This window comes from Burkholderia oklahomensis C6786 (assembly GCF_000959365.1).
In the GTDB taxonomy this organism is placed as follows: domain Bacteria; phylum Pseudomonadota; class Gammaproteobacteria; order Burkholderiales; family Burkholderiaceae; genus Burkholderia; species Burkholderia oklahomensis.
Window position 1 is genome coordinate 2590465 of sequence record NZ_CP009556.1, and the last position, 24876, is coordinate 2615340.

Sequence of the window (24876 nt, forward strand, 5' to 3'; positions counted from 1 at the left end):
GCGTTCGGCCGAACCGAGCCGCTTCCGCTTCGCTTTTCCGGTTCGCCGCCTCGCTTCGCCGTCCGGCTCGCGATCACGCGCCGCGTCCTCGCGACACGGCCCCGAACGCTTTCCCGACGGCATCGCGACAAAACGACGACGATGCCGCGCCCGACTCTCGTCACTCCCCCGCCGCGATGCGCTCCGCGACCGCGTGCTCGCCGCCGACGCGATACCGCGCGGCCGGATGCGGCGCCGCAAGCCGCGGCCCCGCGCGATGCAGCTTCTCGCGCAGCGTGCCCGGCGCGTAGTCGGTCTGATAGACGCCGCGCCGCTGCAGCTCCGGCACGACGAGCTCGACGATATCGACGAACGTCTCCGGCGTCACCGCATACGCGAGGTTGAAGCCGTCGACGCCGGTCTCGTCGACCCACGACTGCAGATCGTCGGCGATCTCGCGCGGATCGCCGACCGACACCGGCCCGAGCCCGCCGATGCCGCCCCAGCGCGCGATCTCGCGCACGGTCCACTTGCGCGTCGGGTCCGCGCTCGACAGCGCCTCGACCGCCGACTGAATCGCATTGCTCTCGACGTGCTCGAGCGGCTCGTCGAGGTCGTACTTCGACAGGTCGATTCCGGTCCAGCCGGACATCAGCGCGAGCGCGCCCTCGTCGCTCGCGTAGCGGCGATAGTCGGCGTGCTTCGCGTGCGCGTCGGCCGACGTGCGGCCCGTGATCACCGTGTGCAGGTTGAAGATCAGCACGTCGCGCGGATCGCGGCCGAACTGCTTCACGCGCTCGCGGATGTCGGCGACGAACGCCTTCAGGATCGTCCGCGACGGCGCGGCGACGAAGATGCACTCCGCGTGCTGCGCGGCGAAGTCCTTGCCGCGCTTCGACGCGCCCGCCTGATAGAGCACCGGCGTGCGCTGCGGCGACGGCTCGCACAGATGGATGCCGGGCACGTCGTAATAGCGGCCGTGATGGCCGACCGGATGGACCTTCGACGGCTCGGCGAACACGTGGCGCGCGGCGTCGCGCACGACCGCGCCGTCCTCCCACGAGCCCTCCCACAGCTTGTAGCAGACGTCGAGATACTCGTCGGCGATCGCGTAGCGCTCGTCGTGGCTCGTCTGCTGCGGCAGCCCGAGGTTGCGCGCGGCGCTGTCGAGATACGACGTGACGACGTTCCAGCCGACGCGCCCGCCCGTCAGATGATCGAGCGTCGACATGCGTCGCGCGAACGGATACGGATGCTCGTACGACAGCGAGCACGTGATGCCGAAGCCGAGATGCTGCGTCGCGGCCGCCATCGCGGACACGAGCAGGATCGGATCGTTGACGGGCACCTGCGCGCCCTGCCGGATCGCCGCTTCGCCGCTGTCCTGATAGACGTCGTAGATGCCGAGCACGTCGGCGATGAAGAGGCCGTCGAACTTGCCGCGCTCGAGCAGTCGCGCGAGCTCGGTCCAGTAGCTCAGTTGGCGATAGCGCCACGACTCGTCGCGCGGATGCGCCCAGAGCCCCGGCGACTGATGGCCGACGCAGTTCATGTCGAAGGCGTTGAAACGGATCTGACGGGTCATGGCGGAGCGGTCTCTCGATTCGGTCGATGCGGGTCGGTGCTTGATGCGGGTCGGTGCTTGATGCGGGTCGGTGCCCGGTCGCGCGTCACAGCGCGCCGTGGCGCGGCGGCGGCGCGTCGTTCAAGTAGTAGTCGGCGATCGCGATGTATTTCCAGCACACCGGATCGTGCAGCGTGTGCGTGCGCGCGTTGCGCCAGTGGCGATAGAGCGCGGCGGCGCCGGGCGCGATCGTCGCCGCGAAGGTGCGGGCCGCGTCGATCGCTTCGGCATCGTTCGATAGCCGCCGCGCCGCGCGCGCGACGGACGGTTGCGTGATGGCGTTCATCGGCTCAGTTCCACGCGTGGCGCGCGGGCGCGACACCGTTCAGATAGTAGTTGCCGACGAGGTGGTACTTCCAACGTACGGGATCGTGCAGCGTATGCGTGCGCGCGTTGCGCCAGTGGCGATCGAGGCCGTGCTCGGCGAGCGTCGCCTGCGTGCCGGCGAGCTCGAACAGCTTCTCGCTCGCGAGCAGCGCGATCTCGGTCGTCAGCACCTTCGCCTCGCCGACCGCGACCGACGCGCGCGCGACGTCGTCCTCGGTGATCTCGCTTTGCGCGGCGATCTCGTCGAGCGTGCGCGCCGCGCGTTCGAGCAGCGCATCGGCCGCATGCAGATGGATCACGAGGCGGCCCGTCTCGCGGATCGTCAGCGGATCGTCGGCCGCTCGCTCGACGCCGCTGTCGATCCACGGCCGCGAGCGTTCGCGCACGAAGCGCAGCGTATCGTCGAGCGCCGCGTGCGCGATGCCCGCGTCGATCGCCGCCTGGATGATCTGCGACAGCGGGCCGTTCAGCGTCGGCTGGTCCGACACGCGATGTGCGGGAAACACGTGCGACGCGGGCACGCGCACGTTGTCGAGCCGCACCGTGCCGCTCGCGGTCGTTCGCTGGCCGAAGCCCGACCAGTCGTCGATCACGGAGAGCCCCGGCGTGCCCTTCGGGATGTATGCGAGCCAGCCCTTGCGGTCGTCGTCGATCCCGAGCACCGGCACGTAATGCGCGAACAGCGCGCCCGTCGAATAGAACTTCGTGCCGTCGACGCGATAGCCGTCGCCGTCGCGAATCACTTTCGTCTTCAGGTCGAGCACGTTCTTCGTGCCTTTTTCCGAGAAGCCGTTGCCGAAGCGCTTGCCCTTCAGGATCTCGCCGAAGAAGAAGCGCTTCTGCTCGTCGGTGCCCGTGAGCGCGATCACGTCGACGAGACCGAAATGGTTCTGCGGCAATTGGCCGAGCGACGGGTCCGCCGCCGCGACGATCTTCGCGACCTCGGTCAGCGTCACGTGCGACACGCCCGCGCCGCCGTATGCGTTCGGCACCGTGATCGCCCACAGGCCCGATTGCGAGAACCAGTCGACTTCGTCGTATGGCAATCGGCGTTCGCGATCGCGCTCGGCGGCGCCTTGCGCGAGCCGTGCGGCGAGCGCGCGCGCGACGTCGAGCGCCTCGGCGTCGCTCGCGATTAGATGCGCGTCTCGCGCGGATGCGTCGCGCGCGGGTTGGACGGTCGTCTCATAGATCGCGGACATGCGTGTCTCCATTGAAGTACAAGGGACCAATCTATCAACGGGGCTCGCCGCGACCAACCGATCGATTCGGGAAACGTTATTCCGGGCCGCAGAAAATGCGCATCGCGCGCGCTGCGTTGGCGATGCGCGCAGCCGCGTGCAGGCGGCAAATCGACGCACCCGACGCGATGTGATCGGATCAAATATGACGCGTGCATGCGTGCATGGCTCATGAGAACCTCATGAGAACACCTGATTGCGCAGAAGAGTCTGCACACTGCACGCTATGCGCATGTGTTACGCGCGCGTCGTCCAGTGCCGGACGATGCGACCCGCATCAAGCTTTTCTCAACGCCTCTTGCGTTCCGCGTCAATCCACCTAGACTGAGAAAGCTCACCGGCTAACCTTCGAAAGGAGACGAAGCATGCGCCTCACCATTCGAATCAATGGCAGCGATTCTTCTGCGCAGCAATTCGCAGTCCTGTGGCTCGACACCGACGAGCATCTGTGGTCACGCGAAGCGCATCAAGGCATCGACCTGCCGACGTGGGGCAAGGTGAAGGACGTCGAAGGCGCGATTGCGCTGTGCTCGGCCGACAGCGGCGAAGCGCTGTGCCGGCTGCAAGGACTGTCGTTCTCGAACGTACAGCCGTCGTCCGAAGACGAAGAGCACGGCGCGGCGGACCTCGGCGGCAAGCGCCCGCAAGGCGCGTGGCGCTTGCAGGCAGTCGACTCGGAGTCGTTCCATCCCGAGCATCAGGGATTCACCGTCGTGCGCTGAACGCGGCGCGCGTCCGGCAACGCATCATCGCCGGGTGCCGCGCAGGACGGTCGGCCGCGCGATCGATTTTCGAATCGGACACGTCGATCGGAAGTCGCCCTTCCAAACCACCACGACACATCACACGTCGAGAGCGGCGTTCGCGGATCAGGCGAACGCCGCTTTGCATTGATGGCGTGCATTTTCGAGGCTTGTGCTTGAGGCTTGTGCTTGAGGCTTGTGCGCGCGCATGCGCGGCCGTTCGCGAGGCGCGCTTCGCCGAGCTTTCCTGAAGCGAGCGCTTGATTTTCTCGCAGTCCGCATCGTATCGGTCGATGCACACATCGCGCGTTCAGGCATGCATGTGCGCGCGCGATTCACGACCGCGCGACACGATCCGATGCAATCCGATGCAGCCCGACGTAGTTCGACGCTTCACGCCCGTCATATCGCTTCGCTTATTCAATCGGCTCGACGAGATGCGAGCGATCGTATGGCGCATCGTACGGCTCGGGCCAGAACTCGACGATGCGCGCGATCTTCCGATGCACCACCGTGAAGAATGAAATCGCCCGCGCCCGCTGAACGCCGTCGGTCACCGACACGTCGGACACGGCCTCGTGCGCGTCGCCGATCAGGCGGCCGACCTTGAACGTCCAAGGTCCATGCGCCGGATACTCGCTATTGAGCAGCGCGAAGTTTCGAGCGCCGCGAATGCGCTCGTTCGATTGCGGCCATTCGAGCACGAAGTCGTCGGCGAGCACGGCCGCGACCGCGTGAAAATCGTTCGTGCTCATCAAGCGCCAGAACTCGCGCACCACGTCGACGGCCCTGTCGATGTCCATGTTCATATTCATGTTCGTATCGCCGCATCGCTCGCGCGCAGATGCGCAGATGACCAAGCTGACCGAATGAGACGCGCGTTCCTCGCCGCGCGGCGTGCGCATCAAATCGAGACCGGCGTCTCGTGTCCGACCGGATGCGCGGCCCGCATGTCATTCCTGCATGCCGATTCCGTTGCGCCGCCTCAGTTGCACGACGTCGCGCAACGGCGGCGCGCCGAACAGGCGGCTGTACTCGCGGCTGAATTGCGACGGGCTGTCGTACCCGACCCTGAGCGCGACCGAGCCGACGTCGCCGTGCTGACCGATCAGCAGCCGGCGCGCCTCGTGCAGCCGAAGCTGCTTCTGATACTGGAGCGGACTCAGCGTCGTCACGTGCTTGAAGTGATGATGCAGAGACGACACGCTCATGTTGACCTGCTGCGCGAGCGTCTCGACCCTCAGCGGCTCCGCATAGTGACTCCGGATCCATTCGATCGCGCGCGCGATCCGGTACGTCTGGCTGCCCGCGACCGCGATGTGTCGCAGCCGCGCGCCCTGCCCGCTCGTCAGCAGCCGGTACAGCAGTTCCTTTTCGATCAGCGGCGCGAGGATCGGAATGTCGTCTGGAGTATCGAGCAATCGCACGAGCCGCAGCGCCGCGTCGAAGAGCGGCTCGGACAGCGCGCCGACGACGATGCCCTCGCCCGTCGGCACCGCGTCCGGCGGCGGCATCCGCATCTCGGCCGCGAGCTCGGCGATCCGCTGCAGGTCGAGCACGATCTTCACGCACAGATACGGCGCGTCGGCCGACGCGCGCGTGACCTGCGACAGCATCGGCAAATCGACCGACGTGACGAGGCAGTGCTGATGGTCGTATTCGTATGCCTGGCCTGCGACCGTCACCCGCTTCGCGCCCTGCGCGGCGAACACGAACGCGGCGCGCGTGACGCTGCAGCCTAGATCGGCGGGCGACGAGCAGCGGAAGAACGACAGCGCGGGAATCGCGCTCGGATACGCGCCGTCGACGGGCGCGAAGCGGTCGATCAGCGCGGCGAGCTCGCGGCGCGCGGCTTCGCGCGGCGCGAGCGGCGGCTGCGCATCGGATCGGGGGGACGCCGCGTGCGCGGCGGGTTCGAACGAGTTGTAGCGCTGCTCCATCGTCAATGAAAAAGCGTCGGTCGTCGTGATCGTAGCAGGCACGGGCGCGGACGATGCAGCCGTCGCGCTCGGCTCTCGGGGATTTGCAGGATTGTTCAATATTTTTGCAGGATTGTGTAAACGCGACGGCGGTCCGTCCCTCACACTGCCGGCTATCACCCGGCGCCAAGTCCGGGATTTCCCCACGGAGATTGTCCATGTCTACCTCGTTTGTGCTGAACGGCAAGAATCTGACGCTGGACGCCGATCCCGCGATGCCGCTGCTCTGGGCGATCCGCGAAGACGCGGGCCTGCACGGCACGAAGTTCGGCTGCGGCGCCGCGCAATGCGGCGCGTGCACCGTGCATCTCGAAGGCCAGGCGGTGCGCTCGTGCGTGCTGCCGCTCGCGGCCGTCGCCGGCAAGCGCGTGACGACGATCGAAGGGCTCGCGAGCAAGCCCGCGAGGGCCGTCCAGGCCGCGTGGGTCAAGCTGCAGGTGCCGCAGTGCGGCTACTGCCAGTCCGGCCAGATCATGTCGGCGACCGCGCTCCTCGAGCAGAACGCGGCGCCGACCGACGCCGACATCGACGCCGCGATGAACGGCAACATCTGCCGTTGCGCGACCTACACCCGCATCCGCGCCGCGATCCACGAAGCGGCCGCCACCCTGAAGGCCTGAGCGATGACCACCGACCTCGATCTCCCGGACGCGGTGCGCGCGTCCCGCCGCACGTTCCTGAAGGCCGCCGGCGCCGCCGCGGCGGTCGGCCTCACGATCGGCTTCGAATGGCTCGATGCGAGCCGCCCGGCGCTCGCCGCCGCCGCGCCCGCTTCCGGCGCGGACGCCGGCGCGTTCGCGCCGAATGCGTTCCTGCGCGTCGCGCCCGACAACAGCGTGACCGTGATCGCGAAACACGTCGAGATGGGCCAGGGCGCGTACACGGGCATCGCGACGATCGTCGCCGAAGAGCTCGACGCGAACTGGCGCGACGTGCGCGTCGAGAGCGCGCCCGCCGACGCGACGCGCTACGCGAACCTGCAGTTCGGCAAGCTGCAGGGCACGGGCGGCAGCTCGGCGATGGCGAATTCGTGGATGCAGCTGCGCGAAGCGGGCGCGAAGGCGCGCGCGATGCTCGTGTCGGCGGCCGCCGCGCAATGGAACGTGCCCGCCGCCGAGCTGACGACCCGCGACGGCTACGTGCGCCACGCGGGCAGCGGCCGCGAGGCGACCTACGGCTCGCTCGCGACGGCGGCCGCGGCCGCGCTGCCCGTGCCCGACAAGGCCACGCTGAAATCGCCGCGCGAGTTCCGCCTGATCGGCCAGCCGGTGCCGCGCGTCGACGCGCTCGCGAAATCCGACGGCACCGCGCAGTTCACGATCGACGTGGCGATGCCCGGCATGCTCGTCGCGCTGCTGCAGCGGCCGCCCCTCTTCGGCGCGACCGTGAAGTCGTTCGACGCGACGGGCGCGAAGGCGGTGCCGGGCGTCGTGTCGGTCGTCCAGGTGGAGCGCGGCGTCGCGGTCGTCGCGAAGGGCTTCTGGGCCGCGAAGCAAGGCCGTGACGCGTTGAAGGTCGAATGGGACGATTCGAATGCGGAAAAGCGCAGCTCCGACGCGATGATGCGCGAGTACCGGCAGTTGGCCGAACGTCCCGGCACGCCCGCGCGCCGCGACGGCGACGCCGAACGCGCGCTTGCCGGCGCGGCGAAGCGGCTGTCCGCGTCGTACGAATTTCCGTACCTCGCGCACGCGCCGATGGAGCCGCTCGACGCGGTCGTCAAGCTGACGGCCGACAGCTGCGAGATCTGGGCGGGCGACCAGTTCCAGACGATCGACCAGGGCAACGCGGCGCGCGTCGCGGGCCTCGATCCGTCGAAGGTGAAGATCCACACGCTGTACGCGGGCGGCAGCTTCGGCCGGCGCGCGAACGCGTGGTCGGACTACGTCGTCGAGGCGGTGTCGATCGCGAAGGCGCTCGGCGCGAACGGCACGCCCGTCAAGCTGCAATGGACCCGCGAGGACGACATCCACGGCGGCCTCTACCGGCCGATGTACTTCCACAAGCTCGACGCGGCGCTCACGAAGGACGGCAAGCTCGTCGCGTGGCGGCACCGGATCGTCGGCCAGTCGATCCTCGCCGGCACGCCGTTCGAGCCGGTGATGGTGAAGAACGGGATCGACCAGACGTCGGTCGAGGGCGCGGCGAACCTGCCGTACGCGGTGCCGAACGTATCGGTCGAACTGACGACGACGAAGGCCGGCGTGCCGGTGCTGTGGTGGCGCGTCGTCGGCAGCTCGCACACCGCGTACGCGGTCGAGGCGTTCATCGACGAGGCCGCGCACGCGGCGGGCAAGGATCCGTACCTGTTCCGGCGCGATCTGCTCGCGCACGAGCCGCGCATGAAGGCCGTGCTCGAGCTCGCCGCCGAAAAGGCCGGCTGGGATCCGCACAAGCCGCTGCCGAAGGGCCGCGGGCGCGGGATCGCGGTCGCCGAGGCGTTCAAGAGCTATGTCGCGCAGGTCGCCGAGGTGTCGGTCGACGAGCATGGCGGCGTGAAGGTCGAGCGCGTCGTCTGCGCAGTCGATTGCGGGACCGCGATCAATCCGGACATCGTCGCCGCGCAGATGGAAGGCGGCATCGGCTTCGGGCTCGGCGCGGTGCTGCACGGCGCGATCACGCTGAAGGACGGCAAGGTCGAGCAGAACAACTTCGACGGCTACCGGGTGCTGCGGATCGCGGAGATGCCGAAGGTCGAGGTGCACATCGTGCCGTCGGGCGAGGCGCCGACGGGCGTCGGCGAGCCGGGCGTCGCGCCGATCGGCCCGGCTGTCGCGAACGCGATCTTCGCCGCGACCGGCAAGCGGCACCATACGCTGCCGTTCCCGGCTGCCGGGGAAGCCGCCGCGTAACGCGTGACGGGCATGGCAGGCGGCCTGCGCCGTCCGCCATGCCCGCGTCGCTCGCGGCGCGGCGCGCGGGCCGGTCGCGTTTGACGCAGTCGTTCTTGAAGCGGCCGCTTTCGGCGGGCGTTCTCGAAACGGTCGCCCCGATCGCTCCCCGCGTGTTACGTCGCCGCTCGCACCGACGTAACACGACCGCCCATGCTACGTAACACACCTTCAATCGGTTTCAGATTGTTACATCTCCGGCACGGCGACAAGCCGGCGCCGCTCGCATGAAAACGCTTTCAATTCATGCACTTGATCCATAAAAAAAGACCTTTCGAAGCGCTTGCCCGCCGCATCGCGCCAGGTTGGCCCGACAATTGCAGTAAGCCCCTCGTGTCGTTCGCCCCATCCATCTGCGAATCACGAGGATCATCATGGATTGCAAGTATCTGTACATCGACAACATCAAGATCAACTTCGTCCGACGCGCCATCGAGATCGACGGCGAGCCGGTCAGCCTGACCCCGCGCGAATTCGACGTCGTCGAATTCCTGCTCGACAACATGAACAAGGTCGTGTCGCGCCAGGCGATCCAGGAGACGGTGTGGGGCCGGGAGCTCGCCGTATCGTCGCGCACGCTCGACACGCACGTGTCGCGCATCCGCTCGAAGCTCGGCCTCGACTACGACAAGAACATGCGGATCATTCCGATCTATTCGATCGGCTACCGGCTCGTGCTGTTCGGCGCGGCGACGACGCGCGTCGAGCCGCACGACGCGCCGCAAGCGGCACGCGTCGGCGAGCCGCGCGTCGACGCCGACGCGGCCGCGCCGATCGCGCGCCCGGCCGCCGCGCCGCACCGCGAGCTCGTCGCCGAATATCACTGAACGCCGCCCGCGCCGTCGCGCGGGCGGCTTCCACCGCGCGCTCGGCGGCCTACTCGGCGCGCTGCCGCTCGAGCCACGCCTGGAACATCAGCACCGTCCATAGCGGATGCTGCCAGTTCATCCTGCCCGACTGGTGCTGCCGCCACAGCCGCTCGACGCGCGCCGCATCGAAATAGCCTTCGTCGCGCAGGCGCGCGGGGCGCAGCAGCTCCGTCGCCCAGTCGCTCAGCTCGCCGCGCAGCCACGCGCCGACGGGCGCGCAGAAGCCCTGCTTCGGCCGGTCGATCAACGGCCGCGGCACGTAGCGATAGAGCAGCTTGCGCAGCAGCCACTTGTCCTGCGCGTCCGGGATGCGCAGCCCCTCGGGCAGCCGCCAAGCGAACTCGACGACGCGATGATCGAGAAACGGCATCCGCGTTTCGAGACTCACCGCCATCGCCGCGCGGTCGACCTTCGTCAGGATGTCGGTCGGCAGGTACGTGAGCGTATCGACGGCCATCGCCTGCTCGGCGAACGACAGCCCCGCGGGCCATGCGCCAGGCGAGTCGATGAGCGTCTTCGGCTCGTGGCCCGCGAGCGTGAAACGCTCCGGATGATGGACCGACGACATCAGCAGCCGGTACAGCGACGTGCGGCTGTCCGCCGTCATCACGTTCGCGAGCTTGTGCAGCCGGTCGCCGACGCGGGGCGACGCGTCGCGCTGCGCGGACGAGCCCCATACGCCCTGCACGAGCGCGGCGATCTGATCCGCGTGGTCGGGCCGCAGCGCATGCAGGGCGGCCGCGATCCGCATCCGCACCGACGCCGGCACGCGGCGCAGCCGGCCCCATAGACGCGGCGTGAGGAAATAGCGCGTGTAGCCGCCGAACAGCTCGTCGCCGCCGTCGCCCGACAGGCTCACCTTCACGTGACGACGCGTCAGCTCGGAGACGAGCAGCGTCGGGATCTGCGACGAATCGGCGAACGGCTCGTCGTAGACGGAAGGCATGCGCGGGACGGTCGCCAGCACGTCGGACGGCTTCACGTAGAGCTCGGTGTGCGACGTGCCGAGATGCCGCGCGACCGCCTTCGCATAGCCCGCCTCGTCGTAGCCCGCCTCGTGGAAGCCGATCGTGAACGTCTGCACCGGCTGCGCGGTCTGCGTCTGCATCAGCGCGACGATCACCGACGAATCGACGCCGCCCGACAGGAACGCGCCGAGCGGCACGTCGGCGACCGATTGCTCTGCGATCGCATCGCGCAGCACGTGATCGAGCTGCGCGACGGCGGCATTCGCATCGCCGTCGAAGGGATTCGCGCGGCCCGCGGCGATCACGCACTCGAGCGACCAATAGCTGCGCGGCGCGGGTTCGATCTCGATGTCCTCGAGCTGCGCATACGTGCCGGGCGGCAGCTTGCGAATCCCTTCGTAGATCGTGTACGGCGCGGGCACGCTCGCGTGCCGCAGATACAGGCACAGCGCGTCGCGATCGATCGCACGCGATCCGAAGCCGGGAAAGCGCCGCAGCGCCTTCAGCTCCGAACCGAACACGAACGAGCCGCCGACGCGTCCGTAATAAAGAGGCTTCTCGCCGATGCGATCGCGCGCGAGCGTGAGCACGCGCGACTCGCGATTCCATAGCGCGAGCGCGAACATGCCGACCGCTTTTTGCAGCGTACGATCGATGCCCCACGCGGAGAATGCGGCGAGCAGCACTTCGCTGTCCGAATGACCGCGCCACTCGGGCGCGCGCTGCTCGCGCTCGAGCTCGCGGCGCAACTCGCGAAAATTGTAGATCTCGCCGTTGAACGTCATCGCGTAACGGCCGCACGCCGACAGCATCGGCTGATGCCCATGCTCCGACAGATCGACGATCGACAGACGCCGATGCCCGAGCGCGACGCCCGCGTCGGGATCGACCCACAATCCGGTATCGTCCGGGCCGCGATGCGCGAGACTGTCCGTCATTCGCGCGAGGGTCGCGCGGGCTGTCTCCGGTGCGCATGCAACAGGGCCCACGAAGCCGCTGATTCCGCACATGACGAATATCTCGTTTGAATAGTGAAAAGGATATGGCTTGACGAGCGCCGGACGCCCGTCGATTGGGCGCATATTACGAAGAAAATATTCGTCAATTAATCCAGCTTGCAGCGGTCATTTTTTTCCAGTGAAAAATTAATTCGTCTGTAGCGGTTTTGTACACGATGCGCGAATTTGTTGCGTTGCGCCATCCAGCGCGCGTCCGATGCGCGTTTTCGTCATCCTCGCAAACGTCGCGCGGCAAGATAGGCGAGCTGCGCGCGATTGCGCGCGTTGAAGCGTTTTTCGAGCGTGCGGATCTGCGCGCCGACGCGATGCAGCGACGTGCTGAGCGCGTTCGCGATTTCCTGATCGGACAGGCCGTGCACGAGCCGCTCGAGCACCGCCGCTTCGTCGTCCCGGAGCACGAACGCGCGCGCGCCGCCGACGCGCGCGTCGAGGTACGGCTGCGCGGCGCGATGCACGTCGAGGCCGAGTGCGAGCGCGCAGCCGATCACGCGATCGTCGAGCCATGCGTCGTGCGCCTCCGACGCGAGGCTCACGGCGACGCGCAGATCGAGATGCGGCACCGGCCAGCAGAAGATCACGCCGCTGTGCATTGCATGCGCACGCAACGAATTCACGAGCGCGAGCATGCACCGCTCGCCGGTGCGGCGCGCATGCGCATCGAGCTCGTCGATCCGCCATGCGATCGGCGACACGCCCTGCCGCCATTCGGCGAAACGCGGGTCGGCTTCGAACAATCGGCCTTCGATGTATGCACGCACGAACGACACGGGTGCGAAATCTCGCAACAGATACGCGGCGAGCATCTGCTGACCGATCAGCTCGAATGCGCCGTAGCAGAGCGTCGTGAAGCCGGCCGCGCGCAAGCGCGCGTCGTACTCCGCGACGTCGAACGCCGCGCGACGCGGCCAATCGTGCGACGCGGCGAACGACGATACGGAAGGAGATGGATCGCGCGGCGCGAATTCGCCGCGCGGCGTGACGAGATCGGCATGCGAGAACCATTCGATGCGCGGCGCACTGTCAGCAATTGTCATGGGGAAGCCGGCTTCTTGTGTTCGTGATGCTGTTGCGCAGGAACCCCGACAGGCAAATGGTCTTTGATTCGCGCTTTCGTATCGCTGCCGAGCGCGGTTAGTATTACGAGATATTACGCGCAAGCGCGCCGCTTTGTACAATGCCTTCGCCCCTGACAGGGGCGCGCCGCGTGTCGTCTCGATGTCGGTCGCAGACATGCGTGGCGGCGACGTGCACATCGGCGACACGCACATTGGAGGCGCCTGTGTTGCGGATGTGCATGTCGCGGACGCGCACGTCGCGAACGCGCACGTCGCAAGCACGCACGCCGCGCACGCGCTCGCCGCAAGCATGCGCGTTGCGATCGCACAGCGCGTCCGGCCGCTCGGTCGGACGGCATCGAATTTCCGCCGCGAGGTTTTTCGTCATGTCGGACATTGCAGTGCAGGAAGACGCCGCCGTCGCGGACGTCGCGCGCCTCCGCCCCGTGTCGCGCTCGAATCCGGACGGCGCGACGCGCGAAGCGCAGACGATCGACGTCGTCTGGTGCGGCCACGCGAGACGCGCGGCCGATGCCGAGCCGCGCTTCGCGCCGCGCCTGGGCGTCGCGGAGATGCTCGCGAGCGCGCGCGGCACCGCCGAATGCGGCCGCATCGCGACGAGCCTGTTGCGGCTGATGGGCTTCGCGACGTTCGCCTATTTCGCGATCGAGTTCTCGCGCGACGACGCCGAATGCCTGTATCTGCACGAAGCGTTCACGCCCGCCGCGTATCGCGGCGATTACGTGCGACGCCGCCATCACGACGTCGATCCGCGGATGCTCGGCACGCGCGCGTCGAGCATGCCCGTCGTCTGGGACCTGCGGCAGCTCGCGCGGGACCACGCGTCGCGCGGCTCGGATGCGCTCGACGGCTTTCTGCGCGTGATGCACGACGACGACATGTGCAGCGGCGTGATGTATTCGATGCCCGTGCCGGGCACGCGGATGCATGCGTTCGCGAGCTACACCGCGCCGCGCCGCTCGCGCGACTGGATCTCGTCCGCGACGCTCGAGCAGGTGTTGTCGCTCGGCTTGTCGGTGCATCGGTTCGCTGCGCCGCAACTGATCGCGTCGTCGCGCGAGCGCGCGGCCGAGCGCCTCACGCCGTTCGAGCGCGAACTGCTCGTCGGCATCGCGGAAGGCGCGTCCGACAAGGAAATCGGCCGGCGGCTCGATACCAGCGCGCACAACGTCGACTACCATCTGCGCAAGCTGCGCAAACGCTTCGGCGTCGCGAACCGGATTCAGTTGACTTATTTCGCGTCGGCGCGCGGATTGATCTGATGCGCGGGTTGGCGCATGTTTGCGCGAGGCGTCACGCTGCGCCGCGTCGTCGCGATGGTCTCGATGAATCGGCGACGGTCGAAGGCCGAACGGCGATCGCGAACGCAAAGCGCCGCTCCCGTTCGATGGCGACGCGACGCCCATGTCGCCGCAATCGTACCGTGCGAGCGCGCGCCGCACGAGGTGAACAACCGTCAACAACCGTCACCAGCGGCAGCCGGATATCGGCCGCAATCGTTGCACACGCAACCAACGGGCGGGCGCGAGCCGGCCGCTGCCGCTCGCGCCCGCCCTGCCCGAGTGCGCGTCAGCCGCCGTACAGATCGAGCAGCTTGAGCGTCACGCCGTTGGTCCAGCCGAAGCCGTCCTGCAGCGGATACTCGCCGCCGCCACCGCCGCCCGTGCCCGTTCCTTCGACGATGTACTTCTCGACGAGCTTGCCCTGCGCCGCGTACACGCCCTTCACGTCGGCGAGGAAACGCGTGCCGATGTCGTTCGCGAGCGCCTTCTCGCCGTATTGCTGCAGCCCGACGAGCGCGATCCAGTGCAGCGGCGCCCAGCCGTTGGGTGCGTCCCACTGCTGCGTCGTGTCGTAGGCGGTCGTCGCGAGCCCGCCCGGCTTGAGCAGCGTCTTCTGCACGTTCTTCGCGGTCTGCTTCGCGCGCTCGGGCCATGCGACGCCCACGAACAGCGGATACAGCGCCGCCGCCGACAGGTTCTCGCGCGGCTTGCCGAGCTTCCAGTCATAGTCGCCGTAGTAGCCGTTGCGGTTCCACAGATAGCGGTTGATCGCGACCGCGCGCTTGCCGGCGCGGCCGGCGAACTCGGCGACGCATGCGAAATCGCGCGTCGCCGCGCAGCCCTTCACGATCGTCGTCTCGAGATGGAACATCAGGCTGTTCAGGTCGACGGGCACGATCGCGGTCGTGCGGATCGTCGCGAGCGTGCGGTTGTCGCCGAACCAGCGCGAGCTGAAGTCCCAGCCGCTCTCGGCCGCCGCGCGCAAATCGCGCCAGACTTCGGCCGACGGCCGGCCGCTCGCCTGCTGCGCGGTCTTGACGTCCTCGAGATACGACTCGTCGCGCGGCGTGTCGCTCGCGTCCCAGTAGCGGTTCAGCACCGCGCCGTCCGGCATCGCGACGACGTTGCGCGTCGCCGAGCCGCGCGGCGCCGTACGCTCGCCCTGCATCCAGTATGCGTACTCCTTGCGCAGCGCGGGCAGGTACTTCTGATAGACGCGATTGCCCTCGACCTTCGCCGCGAGCGTCACCATGTACGCGAAGAACGGCGGCTGCGAGCGGCTCACGTAATAGCTGCGGTTGCCGTTCGGCACGTGGCCGACGGTGTCGATCAGGTATGCGAAGTTGTCGAGCATGTCGTCGACGAGATCTTCGCGGCCCGCCTCCTGCAAGCCGAGCATCGTGAAATACGTATCCCAGTAGTAGCCCTCGCGGAAACGACCGCCCGGCACCACGTACGGTTTTGGCAGCGGAATCAGCGAGCTGTACGGCGGCACGGTCGTCGTCGTGCGCGTGAGCTTCGGCCACAGCCAGTCGATGTGCTCGCGCAGCGTCTGGTTCGGCGGCGGCGTCACCGACTGATCGGTCGGCGGCGTGAAATACTGCGCGACGAACGCCTTCAGCGAGAAGCCGGGCTGCCCCTTCTGCTGCTGGTACAGCTGGACGATCGTCGCGGGATCGGCGTTCGGCGTCGAATCGACGAAGGTCTTCTGGTCTTCGAAGATCTGCGCGGTTTGCACTGCAACAAAGAGATCGCCGTATAGCTGGCTCGGCGGCGGCGGAATCGACGCCGCACTCGGCGTGGAAACGGCCGCCGTGGAAGCGGCCGCCGTGGAGACGGCCGCCGAAGCCGGCGCGCGCGACGAATCGGCGCGCGCGAGCGTCGCGCTCGTGCAGCCGACGCCGGCCGCGGCGACAAGCGCAATCCAAGCAGGCGCGCTCAGCAGACGACGATAGAACGGATTTTCAACATGAAGCGGGCGATGCCGCGGCGTGACCATATCTCCTCCTCCCGTTTTCGAGATGAACGGCAATATGGTCTCCTGTCACGCGTGCCCGGCGCGTCGCGGCTTTTGTCTGTCGGATGCCGCGCCGCGCAGATTCGCACGAAAACCCGCACTCAGGCAAGCGGTCCATCGCACATTGCGCGCAGATAGCCGTGCGCCGCGCACGGCACGCGCGCGTCGAGCGCGGCCGCGGCGGTCTCGCCGCGCTCGCCCGCCGCGTCGACGAAGCGCTTCGCGATCGCGAGCACGTCGTGCGCCGCGACGGCCGGGTTGTCGAGCAGATGCGCGTCGTCCTTGCCGAACGCCGCGAGCAGCGCCGCGACGATCCGCTCGGCGACATAGCCGCCCCGCTACCCGACGGGCAGCCGCCGCTCCCCGAAGCCGATCAGCCGCGCGAGCGCGGGCCGCCCTCAACCGGCGACGCGCGTCGACAACACGTCGTTGCATGCGCAAGCATGCTGCAACAATCGATGCAATAATGGCATCTTTATCGCGCGTCGTTGCCATGCCGTCTGCTATCTACGCCTTCATCGCACCGCTGATCGTCGCTTGCGCGTTGTTCATGGAGAGCGTAGATGCCAACATCATCGTCACGGCGCTGCCCGCGATGGCGCGCGACTTCGGGCAGAACCCGGTCACGCTGAACATCGCGATCACGAGCTACGTCGTCGGCCTCGGCGTGTTCATCCCGATCTGCGGCTGGCTTGCCGACCGCTTCGGCGCGCGCACCGTGTTCCGCACCGCGATCGGCATCTTCGTCGCGGGCTCGCTGCTGTGCGCGGCGTCGAACAGTCTCGAGCTCTTCACGTTCGCGCGCTTCGTGCAAGGCGTCGGCGGCGCGATGATGGTGCCCGTCGGCCGCATCATCATCTTCCGCGCGGTGCCGCGCTCGGAGCTCGTGCGCGCGATGAACTACCTGAGCGTGCCCGCGCTCTTCGGGCCCGCCGCCGGGCCGCTCCTCGGCGGCTTCATCACGACGTACCTGCACTGGCGGCTGATCTTCTTCATCAACGTGCCGATCGGCATCCTCGGCATCTATCTCGCGAACAGGCACATCGCGAACACGCACGAGCCGGATCCCGGCCCGCTCGACTGGTTCGGCTTCATTCTCTCCGCCGCGGGCGCCGCGCTGCTGCTGATGGGCCTCACGCTGCTCGACGGCGCGCTCGTGTCGCGCGGCACCGCGTTCGCGATGGGCGTGACGGGCGCGGCGCTCGTCGGCGCGTACGTGCTGTACGCGCGGCGCGTCGAGCGGCCGGTCCTCGATCTGCGATTCCTGCGCATTCCTACGTATCACGCGAGCGTCGTCGGCGGCTCGCTGTTCCGGATCGGCCTCGGCGCGGTGCCGTTCCTGCTGCCGCTCGCGCTGCAGGAAGGGCTCGGGATGAGCGCGTTCCACTCCGGCGCGATCACGTGCGCGTCGGCCGTCGGTGGCGCGCTCACGCGGATGCTCGCGCCGAGCACGCTCAAGCGCTTCGGCTTTCGCACGGTGCTGATGTACAACGCGGCGTTCGCCGGGCTCGCGATCGCCGCATACGGCGTGTTCCATCCGGGGATGTCGGTGCTCGCGATCTGGCTCGTCGTGCTCGTCGGCGGCATCTTCCCCGCGCTGCAGTTCACGAGCCTCAATTCGATGATCTACGCGGAGATCTCCGCGCGCGACGCGGGCCGCGCGACGAGCCTTGGCAGCGTCGTCCAGCAGATGTCGCTCGGCCTCGGCGTGACGGTCGCGGGGCTCGTGCTGCACGTATCGCATTGGGCGCAAGGGCACCCGGCGATGGTCTGGTCGGACTTCTGGCCGGCGTTCGTCGTCGTCGGGCTGTGCTCGTTCGCATCGATCCCGATCACGCGGCGGCTGCCGCTGAACGCAGGCGACGAGGTCGCGCGCGGCAAGCGCAGTTGAAGCGGTCGAGCGCGCAGAACGTGCGGGGAATCGGTGCTGAAGGTACGGGATGTACTGAAGGAAGGCATGCGCCGCCGTTCGAAATTGGGATGCCGAAATTCCTTCGCCCCCAAAAAATCGGCGGACATCCACTCGGGGCCGGCTGAAAGCCGCATGGATGTCCGCTTGAACTGCTCCGGCCGTCTCGACGGGGGTGAGACGTCCGGACTCGCTCCCTGCGTGCCATTGAGATATCGTGCGTCGGAAGCAGAGTGCTTGTGTCGATGAGACTATAAGGAAACTTCCCGGAGACTTCTGTCAACGATTGTCAGACGCCCGCGTGGCAATGCTTCGCCGTGCACGGCGCGCCGCGCGGAATCGCGCTAAAGTGGCGCATCCGCTTCCGTCCGCTCATTCGCGCCGCTCGTGACCGCCCCGCTCTCGATCGCCTCCGCCCGCGCGCTGCACCTCGCCGCGCAGGGCCTGCTGGCCCCGCCTCGCCGCAAGGCCGTCAAGGCCGACGTGCTCGCCGCCATCCGCCGGATGGCGCAACTGCAGATCGACACGATCCACGTCGTCGCGCGCAGCCCGTATCTCGTGCTGTTCAGCCGGCTCGGCCCGTATGCGCCGCACTGGCTCGACGAGCATCTCGCCGATGCAAAGCTGTTCGAATACTGGTCGCACGAGGCGTGCTTCCTGCCGATCGAGGATTTCGGCCTGATGCGTCACAAGATGCTCCACCCGGTCGGAATGGGCTGGAAATACGCGGCCGACTGGCACGCGAAGCATCGCAAGGAAATCGACAAGCTGCTCGCGCATGTCCGAGCGAGCGGCCCCGTGCGCTCCGCCGACTTCGCGCGCAGCGCCGGCAAGGGCAACGGCTGGTGGGACTGGAAGCCCGAGAAGCGGCATCTCGAAGTGCTGTTCTCGACCGGGCAGTTGATGGTCGCCGAGCGGCGCAATTTCCAGCGCGTCTACGATGTCGCCGAGCGCGTGCTGCCGGGCTGGAACGACGCGCGCGACCTGCCGCCTCGCGAAGCGGTGCTGCCGCGCCTCGTCGACAACACGTGCCGCGCGCTCGGCATCGTTCGCGCGGACTGGATCGCCGATTATTACCGGCTGCCGAAGCGCTCGTATCGCGACGAATTGCATGCGCTCGCGGACGCGGGCGAGCTGCTGCCCGTCGCGGTCGACGGCTGGAAGGAAGACGCGTTCGTGCATCGCGAGCTCGCGCCGCTCGTCGACGCCGCGCGCGACGGCGCGCTGCGCTCGACGGTCACGACGCTGCTGTCGCCGTTCGATCCCGTCGTCTGGGACCGGCGGCGCGCATCGGCGCTGTTCGATTTCGATTACACGATCGAGTGCTACACACCCGCGCACAAGCGCCGCTACGGCTACTTCTGCCTGCCGATCCTGCATCGCGGGCGGCTCGTCGGCCGCGTCGACGCGAAAGCGCATCGCGCGCAACGCGTGTTCGAGCTGAAGGCGGTGCACATCGAGCCGGGTCTGCGGCTCGGCGCGGGACTCGCGGCCGACGTCGGCCGCGCGGTGCGCAAGCTCGCCGATTGGCACGAGACGCCCATCGTCGAGATCGGCTGCGCGCCGAAGGAGATTGCGCGGGCGATCGGTTCGGATTGACGTCCGAGACAGGCAAGCCGATCACGAGCGAGCGGCGGATCGCGGAAGCGGCGCGCCGCGGCGAGCATCGCGGCTTCAGCACGCCGACGCGCGAAGATCGTCATCGCAAGTCTGTCGATCGCGCCGGCCAAGAACATGCCGACACAATCCAAGAAGCAGTCGCGGCGCGCTCGGACGAGCGTCGCCGATTCGCCGGCGCGCGCGTTGTCCGCCCACGCACGCCGCGCGCGTCAGTCGCTCAGCTTGCGAAAACGCGGCGTGCCGTCGGCGAGCGTTTCGTTGAACATCGCTTCGGGGCGCACCCAGAGGCTGCGCTCCTTCGGCCACAACTGTTCGTACACGACGAGGGACTCCTCCGTCTCCGAATGCCGCGCGACGCCGATCACGCGATACAGCCCGCCCTTGTAATGGCGATGCGTCGCGATTCGTTCGGCTTCCTGCTCGGTCATGATGCGCTCCATGAAAATCGATGAGCGCGTATTGTATGCGCGACGCGCCGGGCGAGGCGGCCGGCCGCCGCGCTCAGCGCGCGTCCGGCTGCGGCTGCGCATAGACGTCGGGCCGATGCAACTCCATCCAGCGCTCCGGATGCGCGGGCGCCGTGAAGCCGGCCGGGCGATACAGCGCGTGCGCGTCGGTCGTGACGAGCGCCACGCGGCGCAGCCCGCGCACCGTGTCGTGCGCGAACACGTGATCGATCAGCGCGCGGCCGTAGCCTTTGCCGCGATGTTCGCTCAGCACGAACACGTCGCAGAGGTACGCGAACGTCGCCTGATCGGTGACGAGGCGCGCGAAGCCGACGAGCCGTCCGTCGAGATATGCGCCGAAGCACAGCGACCCGGCGATCGCCCGCTCGACCACGTCGCGCGGAATGCCCTTCGACCAACGCGCTTCGTCGCGCAGGAATGCGTAAATCGCATCGATGTCGAGCTCGGCCTTGTCGGTCGAGAAACGCAGGGCGGGGATCGGCGAGGTGGGCACGGCGGGACTCCGGAAGACGAAACGCATGCGGAAGTCCATGACGATAGCGCGAAGTATCGTCCATCAACAAGGGGCGACGATGCGATGCGTTTGGCGAGGCGCGTGTGCGTGTGCGTGTGCGGCGTCGGGCGATTCATCTCGTTTGCGGCCGGGCGCTTCACGCCCTGCGCACGCAGGGCGTATGCCTCGCCCCGCGAATCCGGTCCGTACAGCTCCCGCCAGCGACGCCGTGACGGCGCATCACGGCGTCCAGCGATACATCAGCAGCTTCGCGCGCGCGTCGTCCTCGACGAGCACGACATACTCGCCGCCCGGACGCAGGAACGCGCTGATCCCGAGAGCGGCATCGACCCAGCCGCTCGTGCCGCCGACGTCGGCGCCCGGCGTCATGTAGCCGACGAGCGCGCCGGTGCGCGCGTCGTAGACGTCGATCTTCGCGGTGTACAGCTCCGCGACGAACATGTAATTGCCCGCGACCGCAAAGCCGACCGTCGTGCGCTGCGGATTCGCGCTCATATCCCACGGCAGCATGATCGCGTAGCGCAGCTCGGGCGCGCCCGAGCGCCAGTTGTCGTAGCGGGCGAGCACGCGCCCCTGCTCCTTCCAGTGCGCCGGATCGTACGGCAGCGCCGGCGTGAAGCCCGCGACGTACATCGTGTCGGTGTCCGGCTGGTACGACACGCGCGCGATCCGGTTGAACGGCGCCGGCATCGCGAACATCTGCGCGCTCGCGTAGTCGTAGATCGGGTTGCCGTGCGCGTCGAAGCCCTGGAACGGCAGCCGGCGGATGCCGCTCACGAGCGAGCCGAGCCACACGTCGCCCGCCGAATCGACCCACCAGAAGCCGTTCTGCATCGTGTTGCCGGTCGACGGATTCGCGACGATCTCGCTCGCGTCGACCTTGCCGTCGCCGTTCGCGTCGCGCCACATCCATTCGCCGTACGCCGGCTGCCCGACAGGCCAGGCGCCGGGAACCGGATTCTGCGACAACAGGCCGGCCGGAATCGCGATCTGTCCTTGCGTCGCCGTATCGAAGCGATAGATGCTCAGATAGTGGGAATACATGTCGATCGCATACAGCAGCCGTCGGCCGCCGACTCGCCTCAGCATCGGCTCGCCGCGCACGCCCTTCGGCAGATGGAACGCAGGGTCGTCGGGGAAGCCGAAGCGATCGAGCGTGAACGCCGCGTAGCGCCAGTCCTGGCCGGGCGGCTTCGTGTAGTCGATCGCGAAACGCTTCGAGCCGGTGAACACCTGGCTCGGCTCGTCGGGATCGATCGAGCCGCCGTCGACGAACAGGAGTCCGTAGAGTCGCCAGTTCAGCGCCCGGCTCGCATAGACGTAGCTCTCGAGCACCGCGCCTTCGCCCGTCAGCGTCGAGCCCGGCGCGCGCGGCCCGAGGCCGTTCTGCGATACGTAAAGATTGCCGCCGCGGTCGAAGCCGATGCCCGTCGGTCCGTTGAAGCGCCAGTCGCCGGGCGCGCCCTTGACGGCGTGGAAAATCCCGGAGCGTGTGCCGAGGATGCTCGACAGCACCGGCATGGCGGCCGGCTTCGCATAGACATAGATCTGCTGCGAAGGTCCGCTGTCGGCGATCAGCAACTGCCCCGACGGCGAAATCGCGAGATCGGCAGGCAGCACGCCCTGCGGCAGCGCGGCCAGCGACGGCAGCGCGACGCCCGACGCCGCGTAATGCGTGATCGCGCGGCCGGCCGCCGCGGCATAGCCTTCGATCACCCACAGCGAGCCGTCCGCGTCGATGGCGATGCGGCCCGGCTGGTTCGCCCGCCAACTGCGTAGCTGGCGCATCGTGTTCGCGTCGTAGACGACGATCAGGTTCGACGCGGTGTTCGAGACGTACAGTTCCTTGTCGGTCGCCGCGATGCCGCGCACGCTGCCGTCGACGCCCGTCGGCGACACGTTCACGCGCAAGAAGCTGTTCTTCGTCGGATTCCAGCTGTTGCCGATGCCGCTCGCGAACGGCGCGCCGATCTTGATGCTCGAAAGCGGACGGCGCGTGACGCCGTACCACGTCTGCCCGTTCGGCGGATAGTCGGCGCCGACGAGCAAGCCGTTTTCGTTGCCGATCGACATCGCCGCATACAGATAGGTGCCGTTGACCGCGATCGCGTCGCCGCCCTTGCTGCCCCAGCCGTGGGTCCACCCGGCCACCGCGATGCGATCGCCGCCGCGGTATGCGCTGACCTCCGCGCCGCTCTCGTCCCACGGCGCGTTCGCGTAGACGGTGCCGTCCGCCGCGACCGCGATCGCCTCGATGTCCTGCTGCACCCATTTGCCGTCGCCGAAGCCGAACGTGTTGCCGATCCACGACGTCGTGTAAGTGAGCTGGGTCTGTGCGCCGGCATCCGCCGGCCGGAGCAACAGCGGCCATACGGTTAGCATCGCCAACAGCGCGTTCAGCATGCGGGTCGATTTCATGCATCGCTCCTTGGCTGCGTGGGGGCAGCTCCGAACGCAAACCTAGCCGCTTGAAATGCAGTTGGCGAGAATTAAAAAAATCGAAAATAAATAGATATTTCAAAGAGACGCATTTCGCCTCCGAAGCATTTATCGGCTCCGATTTCCAATACTTTAGCGTCGATTGTTCAAGCCTTCGATTCGACATCTCGGCCGCTTGACGCTCGGCCTTGCGCCATCCGGCCGCCCGACCGCGATCGCCCGTCATCGATCATTCGATTGCCAGACACGAACCTTTCAATCATTCCATTTCGCGCCATTCAAATAGGGATCGCCCGGCTTTCCGGCGTTCAGCGTTTTGCCATTCGGCCGTCATATATCGGGATTCGATCGCGCCGGTTCGTGATGCGGCGATGCATCCAGCCGCGATCGATCGTCGATCCGCGGCACTGCTGCGTCCGCATCGCGCGGGCCGCCGCGACGCCGCCGAGCCGTCACGCCAACGGCCGCACGCCGATCAGCCAGCCGTGCAGCACGAGCATGAACAGCGCCCACGCGACGAGGCCCACGCCGATCGCGACGCCGTCGCGCGTAAGCGATCCGGCCGGATAGCGGATGCCGTCGCGCCGATCGCGCGCACGCGACACGATGAAGTCGACGAACGCCCACACGAAGAACGCGGCGAACAGCAGCTCCGCGTGCAGCGTTCCGTTCGCGAGCAGATGCGCGATCGCCCACGCCATCACGCCCGCGAGCATCGGATGGCCGACGAGCGCCTTGATCCGCGTGCCCGGCACGTAGGCGGCCGCGATCAGCACGAACGCGATTGCCGTCAGGAGCCCCGTCAGATGCCGGACGCCGATCGGCGGAGACCACAGCGCCGCCGTGTCCGCGCGCGCGAGCCCGTAGCCCCAGACGATCAGCACGAAGCCGACCACCGACGCGAGCGCAAACAAGCCCTTCCATCGCTGCTCGCCGAGCCTCGCGATCTGCGCGGCGCGCCAATCGCCCGCGACCATCCGAATCGAATGCGTACCCAGGAAGATCAACATACCGAGAATCAGGACGAACATGAGCATGTCTCCAGGTGGGGAAATCTTGTTGTCGGCCGGATCGGCATACGATGCCGCCTGGCATCGTACACCTCGCGTCGAGCGCATCGGCTGCGCCGGCGTTTCTCTTCTCCGCGATGCGAGTACCGCTTGCTTCGCGACTCTTCGTGACTCTTCGCGACTGCATGCAGGTTCGGCGATGTGCTCGTACGGCTCGCGCGTCGATGCAATCGGGCGATGCGCTGGCATCGGGATGCATCCGGGATCGCAAATACCGCCGACGCCCGCACCGGCTTCGACACGCGCCTACTCCCGCCGACGAGCAAATCAAGCACCCGCCCCTATCGGCCCGCGCGCTCGCGCCGAAGCGCGTGGCACGCGGCCATGCGCAATCACGTCGTCGTGTTGACCTCCGCCTGCGCCTTCCGCTTCGCCGACACACCATCGCGCACACCGTACACCACTGCGAATGCCGACGGGCACCGCGCGGCTGCGGCATGCAGCCGCGCTACTTCCGCTTCGCGCGGCCCGCGCCCGCGCCCGCGCGAACGGCCGCGCGATACGCGTCGCGGCACCAGTCGCGCAACGTACCGACGTCTTCGAGCACGTCGGCGGGCGTCTCATAATAGCCGCCGACGACGACCGTTCGCGTGCGCCCCGGATACGAGAACGGCTGCATGCCGGCGCGCTCGAACGCCGTGCGATTGTCGTCGTCGACGCGCAGGAACAGCGATCCTTCGTGAACGAATCCGAACAGCACGCCGTCGAGCCTGAGCGATGCGCCGCTGAAGAAGCGCGCGACGCCGATCGGCCCGAGTCCCGCGAGCTGCTCGGCAAGTTCGTACGCGCGCAGCTTCTCCGCTTTCCAGTTCATCGGATGCCGCCTCGCCGCGCCGCGCAC

Annotated in this window: 23 protein-coding genes and 1 pseudogene; 9 read left to right on the top strand and 15 right to left on the bottom strand. The window is 67.8% G+C overall.

The genetic code is table 11. From position 1 onward, the window contains the following. Window positions 1-160: 160 nt before the first annotated feature. From BG90_RS29170 to BG90_RS29180, 3 genes and pseudogenes are all read right to left on the bottom strand, one after another. Window positions 161-1564 carry an LLM class flavin-dependent oxidoreductase gene (locus BG90_RS29170; RefSeq protein WP_010118213.1) on the bottom strand — a complete coding sequence of 468 codons (1404 nt, stop codon included), beginning with the start codon at window positions 1562-1564 and terminating at the stop codon, window positions 161-163. 85 nt (window positions 1565-1649) lie between these two features. After that, window positions 1650-1775 (bottom strand): annotated as a pseudogene (locus tag BG90_RS37635) (acyl-CoA dehydrogenase); the annotation flags it as partial. 118 nt (window positions 1776-1893) lie between these two features. After that, complete coding sequence (locus BG90_RS29180) at window positions 1894-3132, bottom strand: SfnB family sulfur acquisition oxidoreductase (protein ID WP_010118211.1); 1239 nt, start codon at window positions 3130-3132, stop codon at window positions 1894-1896. A 404-nt stretch (window positions 3133-3536) separates the two neighbouring features. Between BG90_RS29180 and BG90_RS29185 the strand changes: the two genes are divergently transcribed. Next, window positions 3537-3893, top strand: a complete 357-nt coding sequence (locus BG90_RS29185) for a DUF3564 family protein (RefSeq protein ID WP_010108442.1) — start codon at window positions 3537-3539, stop codon at window positions 3891-3893. A gap of 437 nt (window positions 3894-4330) precedes the next feature. Here BG90_RS29185 and BG90_RS29190 read toward each other — a convergent pair whose 3' ends face one another. Continuing rightward, window positions 4331-4729, bottom strand: coding sequence for a nuclear transport factor 2 family protein (locus tag BG90_RS29190; protein ID WP_025990175.1), 399 nt, complete (start codon window positions 4727-4729; stop codon window positions 4331-4333). A 138-nt stretch (window positions 4730-4867) separates the two neighbouring features. Continuing rightward, on the bottom strand, window positions 4868-5854 hold the full coding sequence (locus BG90_RS29195; RefSeq protein ID WP_025990174.1) for an AraC family transcriptional regulator: 987 nt from the start codon (window positions 5852-5854) through the stop codon (window positions 4868-4870). A 197-nt stretch (window positions 5855-6051) separates the two neighbouring features. Here BG90_RS29195 and BG90_RS29200 point away from each other — a divergent pair, with 197 nt between their 5' ends. The 3 genes from BG90_RS29200 to BG90_RS29210 all read left to right on the top strand — a co-directional run bounded on the left by BG90_RS29200 (window position 6052) and on the right by BG90_RS29210 (window position 9611). Beyond that, a complete protein-coding gene (locus BG90_RS29200; protein ID WP_010118205.1) occupies window positions 6052-6513 on the top strand; it encodes a (2Fe-2S)-binding protein in 462 nt (153 codons plus the stop codon). Between the two features lie 3 nt (window positions 6514-6516). Beyond that, a complete protein-coding gene (locus BG90_RS29205; RefSeq protein ID WP_010118204.1) occupies window positions 6517-8745 on the top strand; it encodes a xanthine dehydrogenase family protein molybdopterin-binding subunit in 2229 nt (742 codons plus the stop codon). 413 nt (window positions 8746-9158) lie between these two features. Next, window positions 9159-9611 (top strand): winged helix-turn-helix domain-containing protein, encoded by a 453-nt coding sequence (locus BG90_RS29210; RefSeq protein ID WP_041281972.1) that lies wholly within the window; start codon window positions 9159-9161, stop codon window positions 9609-9611. A gap of 49 nt (window positions 9612-9660) precedes the next feature. Here BG90_RS29210 and asnB read toward each other — a convergent pair whose 3' ends face one another. From asnB to BG90_RS37640, 3 genes are all read right to left on the bottom strand, one after another. Beyond that, window positions 9661-11631, bottom strand: a complete 1971-nt coding sequence (gene asnB, locus BG90_RS29215) for an asparagine synthase (glutamine-hydrolyzing) (RefSeq protein WP_010118200.1) — start codon at window positions 11629-11631, stop codon at window positions 9661-9663. Window positions 11632-11849: 218 nt separating this feature from the next. Further along, window positions 11850-12674 carry an autoinducer binding domain-containing protein gene (locus BG90_RS29220; protein WP_010118199.1) on the bottom strand — a complete coding sequence of 275 codons (825 nt, stop codon included), beginning with the start codon at window positions 12672-12674 and terminating at the stop codon, window positions 11850-11852. Window positions 12675-12777: 103 nt separating this feature from the next. Further along, the gene (locus BG90_RS37640; RefSeq protein WP_162486584.1) at window positions 12778-13083 is read right to left on the bottom strand and encodes a hypothetical protein; all 306 of its coding nucleotides are present in this window, start codon (window positions 13081-13083) and stop codon (window positions 12778-12780) included. On the opposite strand from BG90_RS37640, the gene BG90_RS29225 reads away from it, so the two are divergent. Beyond that, complete coding sequence (locus BG90_RS29225; RefSeq protein ID WP_025990172.1) at window positions 13082-13978, top strand: helix-turn-helix transcriptional regulator; 897 nt, start codon at window positions 13082-13084, stop codon at window positions 13976-13978. The genes BG90_RS37640 and BG90_RS29225 overlap by 2 nt on opposite strands. A 307-nt stretch (window positions 13979-14285) precedes the next feature. Here BG90_RS29225 and treA read toward each other — a convergent pair whose 3' ends face one another. After that, window positions 14286-15998, bottom strand: a complete 1713-nt coding sequence (gene treA / locus BG90_RS29230) for an alpha,alpha-trehalase TreA (protein WP_010118196.1) — start codon at window positions 15996-15998, stop codon at window positions 14286-14288. 119 nt (window positions 15999-16117) lie between these two features. Continuing rightward, window positions 16118-16252, bottom strand: a complete 135-nt coding sequence (locus BG90_RS37770) for a hypothetical protein (protein ID WP_010108425.1) — start codon at window positions 16250-16252, stop codon at window positions 16118-16120. Between the two features lie 3 nt (window positions 16253-16255). On the opposite strand from BG90_RS37770, the gene BG90_RS29235 reads away from it, so the two are divergent. From BG90_RS29235 to BG90_RS29245, 4 genes are all read left to right on the top strand, one after another. Continuing rightward, on the top strand, window positions 16256-16483 hold the full coding sequence (locus tag BG90_RS29235) for a hypothetical protein (RefSeq protein ID WP_081469907.1): 228 nt from the start codon (window positions 16256-16258) through the stop codon (window positions 16481-16483). A gap of 26 nt (window positions 16484-16509) precedes the next feature. After that, the gene (locus BG90_RS29240) at window positions 16510-17907 is read left to right on the top strand and encodes an MFS transporter (RefSeq protein WP_010118194.1); all 1398 of its coding nucleotides are present in this window, start codon (window positions 16510-16512) and stop codon (window positions 17905-17907) included. Between the two features lie 66 nt (window positions 17908-17973). After that, entirely contained in the window at window positions 17974-18174 is a 201-nt protein-coding gene (locus BG90_RS37950; RefSeq protein WP_010118192.1) for a hypothetical protein, read from the top strand. Between the two features lie 138 nt (window positions 18175-18312). Continuing rightward, window positions 18313-19524 (top strand): winged helix-turn-helix domain-containing protein, encoded by a 1212-nt coding sequence (locus BG90_RS29245; protein WP_010108419.1) that lies wholly within the window; start codon window positions 18313-18315, stop codon window positions 19522-19524. A 230-nt stretch (window positions 19525-19754) separates the two neighbouring features. On the opposite strand, the gene BG90_RS29250 is transcribed toward BG90_RS29245, so the two are convergent. The 5 genes from BG90_RS29250 to BG90_RS29270 form a co-directional block, all read right to left on the bottom strand. Continuing rightward, on the bottom strand, window positions 19755-19973 hold the full coding sequence (locus BG90_RS29250) for a DUF1653 domain-containing protein (RefSeq protein WP_010108418.1): 219 nt from the start codon (window positions 19971-19973) through the stop codon (window positions 19755-19757). Window positions 19974-20046: 73 nt separating this feature from the next. After that, complete coding sequence (locus BG90_RS29255; protein WP_010118190.1) at window positions 20047-20544, bottom strand: GNAT family N-acetyltransferase; 498 nt, start codon at window positions 20542-20544, stop codon at window positions 20047-20049. Window positions 20545-20745: 201 nt separating this feature from the next. Next, entirely contained in the window at window positions 20746-22944 is a 2199-nt protein-coding gene (locus BG90_RS29260; protein WP_025990170.1) for an NHL repeat-containing protein, read from the bottom strand. A 473-nt stretch (window positions 22945-23417) separates the two neighbouring features. After that, window positions 23418-23996: an NnrU family protein gene (locus tag BG90_RS29265; protein ID WP_025990169.1), complete on the bottom strand. Its 579-nt coding sequence runs from the start codon at window positions 23994-23996 to the stop codon at window positions 23418-23420. A 487-nt stretch (window positions 23997-24483) separates the two neighbouring features. After that, a complete protein-coding gene (locus BG90_RS29270; protein ID WP_025990168.1) occupies window positions 24484-24849 on the bottom strand; it encodes a TfoX/Sxy family protein in 366 nt (121 codons plus the stop codon). Window positions 24850-24876: the final 27 nt, after the last annotated feature.